Here is a 5,055-nt window from a genome sequence, read left to right as displayed (position 1 = left end):
CGGGGGTGTTGTCGCTGGCGGATGCGGCGGTGTTGGTGGCGGCGCGGGGCCGGTTGATGTCGGCGCTGCCTGCCGGTGGTGCGATGGTCGCGGTCGCCGCGGCGGAGGACGTTGTGCGGGCGGCGCTCGGTGACCCCGGCTCCGACGTCGCGGTCGCGGCAGTGAACGGGCCACAGGCAGTGGTGATCTCGGGCGCGAGTGATCCGGTGACGAGCGCCGCCGAGCAGCTGCGGTCGGCGGGTCATCGGGTGTCGCCGTTGCGGGTGTCGCACGCGTTCCATTCGTCGTCGATGGATCCGATGCTCGCGGAGTTCGGCGAGATCGTCGCCGGGTTGTCGTTCGCCGAGCCGAGGATTCCGTTGGTGTCCAATCTGACCGGTGAACTCGCCGGTGCCGAGGTGTCGACGCCGGAGTACTGGGTACGGCACGTGCGCGAGACGGTCCGGTTCTCCGACGGTGTGCGATCGTTGCACGCCACGGGTGCAACCACATTCGTGGTTGCGGGACCGGACGGTGGGCTGAGCGCGCTGATTTCGCAGAGCCTGGCGGAAACCGCTACCGCGCGTGTGGTTCCGGTGCTGCGGAAGCCACGTGTCGCCGAGAGCACGCCGTCGGCACCTGATGCGCCGTCGACCGGGGAGGTACCGGCCACCGAGGTGCGGACACTGCTGCTGGCCGCCGCGGCCTTGTGCGCAGACGGTATCGATGTGCGGTGGGCCGAGCTGTGGGCCGGTCGCACGCCCCGGCGAATCGACCTGCCCACCTACGCGTTCCAGCGCCGCCGGCACTGGGCCGAGACGCACCCGGAAGCCCGGGACACCAGCGAGCTCGGGGTGGAGTCCGTCGATCATCCGCTCCTGGGCGCGATGGTGGTCACGGCGGATTCGGGGCAGCTGGTCGTCACGGGCCGGTTGTCGGTGCGGTCGCAGCCGTGGCTGGCCGACCATGTCATCGACGAGACGATCCTGCTCCCGGGAACCGCGTTCGTGGAGCTGGCGCTGCGGGCCGGTGATCTGGCCGGATGTGTCGCGCTGCAAGAACTCACCTTGGTGACGCCGCTGGTGCTGCCGGCGACGGGCGCGGTCCGGATCCAGATCCTCGTCGGCCCGGCCGACGACACCCCGAATCGCGCGGTGTCGATCTTCTCCCAAGGCGCACAGCAGGATTCGGAGTGGGAGTGGCACGCCCAGGGCGTGCTGAGCACCCAGGCGCGCAGTGCCGGCGTAGCAACGACGGACTGGCCACCGGCCGACGCCGTGGCCGTTCCGCTCGAGGGACTGTACGACCGGCTGGCCGGCCGTGGCTACGGGTACGGCCCGGCCTTCCAGGGGCTGCGGGCCGTGTGGCGGCACGGTGCCGAACTGTTCGCGGAGGTCACCCTCCCGGCCGGTGCCGGGGAGAGCGACCGGTTCGGCATCCACCCCGCGCTGCTGGACGCGGTGCTGCACGCCTCGATCGCCGACTCGACGTCCGGCGCCCCGGCACTGCCGTTCGCCTGGGAGAACGTGAGCCGGTACGCGTCCGGTGCGTCGACGGTGCGGGCGCGGATCACCTTCGGCGCCGCCGCCGAGACTTTCGCTGTCGACGTGACCGACCCGGAGGGTAACCCGGTCCTGTCGATCGGCTCCCTGACCACCCGGCAGTTGCGGCCCGGTGCCGCGCTACCCCGGGCCGCGGCCCGGCTCCACGCGCTGACCTGGACCCCGCTACGCGAGTCCGCCCGCGACACCGCGCTCGACTACCTCGACTGGGCTGCCGTCCCCGAATCCGGGCCGATGCCGGCGGTGGTCGTGCTGGACTGCCGCGACCGCGGCGACGAGCCGGACGTCCCGGCCGCGGTGCGCGCGCTCACGCAGCGGGTTCTCGCTGTACTGCAACAGTTCTCGGCCCAGGAGCGGTTCGCGTCCACCTGGCTGGTGGTGCTGACCGCGGGTGCCGTCGCCGTGAACGGCGCACCGGTCACCGATCCGGCGGGCGCGGCGGCCTGGGGTCTCGTGCGTTCCGCCCAGGCCGAGGAGCCGGGCCGGATCATGCTGCTGGACACCGGAATCGACGCGGGCGAGATCCCCGCCGCGATCCTGGGCACCGGCGAGCCGCAGCTGGTGTTACGCGACGGCCGACTGTACGGTGCGCGCCTGACCAAGCTCCCCGCTCCCGGGGGAGACGACACCGTGTGGCCGCGGATCGCGGCGGGCACGGTGGTGATCACCGGCGGCACCGGCGGTCTCGGCGCGCTGTTGGCCCGGCATCTGGTGCGCGAGCGCGGCATCCGATCGCTGGTGCTGGCCAGCCGCAGCGGCCCGGCCGCCGCGGGAGCGCAGGAGCTGACCGACGAACTGACCGCCCTCGGCGCGCGGGTGCGGGTCGTCGCCTGTGACGTGTCGACCCGGGAGGGCGTCGCGGAGCTCATGAAGCTGGCTCCGGCCGCGCCGAAGCGCAAGGTCTTCCGCCGCAAGCCGCCCGAGTTCCCGTTGTCCGGTGTGGTGCACGCCGCCGGCGTGCTCGACGACGGTGTGATCGCCGCGCTGACCCCGGACCGCCTGGACACGGTACTGGCCGCGAAGGCGGACGCGGCGTGGTACCTGCACGAGGCCACTCGTGACCTGGACCTGCCGCTGTTCGCGCTGTTCTCCTCCGTCGCGGGCACTCTGGGCACGCCCGGCCAGGGGAACTACGCCGCGGCCAACGTCCTGCTCGACGCCCTGGCCGGGCAGCGGCGCGCCGCGGGCCTGGCCGGAACGGCTATCGCGTGGGGATTGTGGGCCTCCTCGACCGGGCTCACCGGTCACCTGGACGCCACCGAGACCGCCCGCATCGGCCGCTTCGGTGTGCTGGGCCTGTCCGACGACCAGGGTCTGGCGATGTTCGACGCCGCGGTCGAGGCGGATCGGGCGGAGGTCGTCGCGGCGTCGTTCGATCTCGCCGGACTGGCCGGGCAGGCGCGGGCCGGGGTGGTGGCCCCGCTGCTGCGGGACCTGGTGCCGGTGGCCCCACGCCCGACTGTCACCACCGCCGACAGCACAGCGGTGACGGGCCTGCGCGGGCGGCTGGCCGGGATGACCTCCGGTGAGCAGCTGACGTTGCTGCTGGACCTGGTGCGCACCGAGTTCGCGGCGGTGCTGGGCCACGACAATGCCGCAGCGGTGGCCGCGGACCGGAATTTCCAAGAGCTCGGCTTCGATTCGCTGACCGCGGTCGAGGCGCGGAACCGGTTGCGGATCGCGACCGAGGTTTCGGTGCCGGCCACAGTGATCTTCGACTACCCGACGCCGCAGTCGGTCGCGATGTTCCTGCTGGAGCAGCTCGGCGGTGCGGCGGCGACCGCCACCGCGCCCGCTCCGGTGCGGACCGCCGTCGACGAGCCGATCGCGATCGTGGGTATGAGCTGCCGGTACCCCGGCGGCGTCTCCTCCCCACAGGACCTGTGGGACTTGGTGTTCCACGGCCGGGACGGGATCGGCGAGTTCCCGCCCGACCGCGGCTGGGACGTGGACGGCCTGTTCGACCCGGACCCGGCGGCCGTCGGGAAGAGCTACGTCCGGACGGGCGGCTTCCTCTACGAAGCCGGCATGTTCGACGCGGGCTTCTTCGGGATCAGCCCGCGCGAGGCGCTGACGATGGACCCGCAGCAGCGCCTGGTGCTGGAGACGTCGTGGGAGGCGCTCGAAGACGCCGGCATCGACCCGAAGTCGTTGCGGGGCAGCGATACCGGTGTGTTCGTCGGCGCCATGTACCACGACTATCCACACAACGCCGGCAACGGTGCCATCGTGTCCGGGCGCGTCTCGTACACGTTGGGTCTGGAAGGGCCGGCGGTCTCCGTGGACACCGCGTGTTCGTCGAGTCTGGTCGCACTGCACCAAGCGGTGGCCTCGTTGCGGTCCGGTGAGACGGGGATGGCGCTGGTCGGTGGTGTCGCCGTGATGGCGACGCCCGACATCTTCGTCGAGTTCTCCCGGCAGCGGGGCCTGGCCCCCGACGGACGCAGCAAGTCGTTCGCCGACGCCGCCGACGGCACCGCGTGGGCCGAAGGTGTCGGCATGCTGGTGGTGGAGCGGTTGTCGGACGCGCGGCGCCGCGGTCACCGCGTGCTGGCTCTCGTGCGCGGCACCGCGGTCAATCAGGACGGTGCCTCGAACGGTTTGACCGCGCCGAACGGGCCTGCGCAGCAACGGGTTATTCGTCAGGCGCTGGCCAACGCCGGACTGTCGACCACCGATGTCGACGCGGTGGAGGCACACGGAACCGGGACCACGCTGGGTGACCCGATCGAGGCGCAGGCCTTGCTGGCGACCTACGGCCAGGGTCGGCCCGAAGGCCGGCCGCTGTGGCTGGGTTCGCTGAAGTCGAACACCGGTCACACCCAGGCGGCGGCCGGTGTGGGTGGTGTGATCAAGATGGTGCAGGCGATGCGGCACGGTGTGTTGCCGAAGACCTTGCACGTGGATCAGCCGTCGACGCATGTGGATTGGTCCGCGGGTTCGGTGGAGTTGCTGACCGAGCAGCGACCGTGGGATCGCACCGATCGGCCGCGCCGGGCCGGTGTGTCGTCCTTCGGTATCTCCGGGACCAATGCGCACGCCATCCTCGAAGAGGCCCCGGCCGCCGCGGAGTCGGCGCCGCGCCCCGGCGCGCCGGTCACCTCGGGCATCGCCGGCTCGACGGTGTCGTGGGTCGTTTCGGCGCGTTCACCGGAGGCGTTGGCGGAGCAGGCTTCCCGGCTCGGCGCGGCCCTCGCGGTGCAACCGGACCTGGATGTCGCGGATGTGGCCCGGTCACTGGTATCGAGCCGCACGCGGTTCGAGCACCGTGCGGTGGTCGTCGGTGCGGGCCGGGACGAGTTGCTGTCGGGGCTGACCGCCGTCGCCGCCGGGATCGAGAGCCGCTTCGTGCGAACCGGCACCGCACGCGCGTCGGGCCGGACTGTTCTGGTGTTCCCGGGTCAGGGGGCGCAGTGGGTCGGGATGGGTGTCGAGTTGCTCGACACCGCACCGGTTTTCGCGGCGAAGATCGCCGAGTGCGATGCGGCCTTCGGGGAGCTGGTGGATTGGTCCC

1 protein-coding gene is annotated in these 5,055 nt (G+C 72.1%); it reads left to right on the top strand.

What is annotated here, in order from left to right:
- A partial coding sequence (locus EBN03_RS33430) for a type I polyketide synthase (RefSeq protein ID WP_147471803.1) occupies window positions 1–5,055 on the top strand: 5,055 nt, incomplete at both ends.

The sequence above is a fragment of the Nocardia stercoris genome (genome assembly GCF_003696265.1).
Classification (GTDB): Bacteria; Actinomycetota; Actinomycetes; order Mycobacteriales; family Mycobacteriaceae; genus Nocardia; species Nocardia stercoris.
The sequence above is the reverse complement of the archived record's forward strand: the minus strand, read 5'-3'. Positions and strand labels throughout refer to the sequence as shown.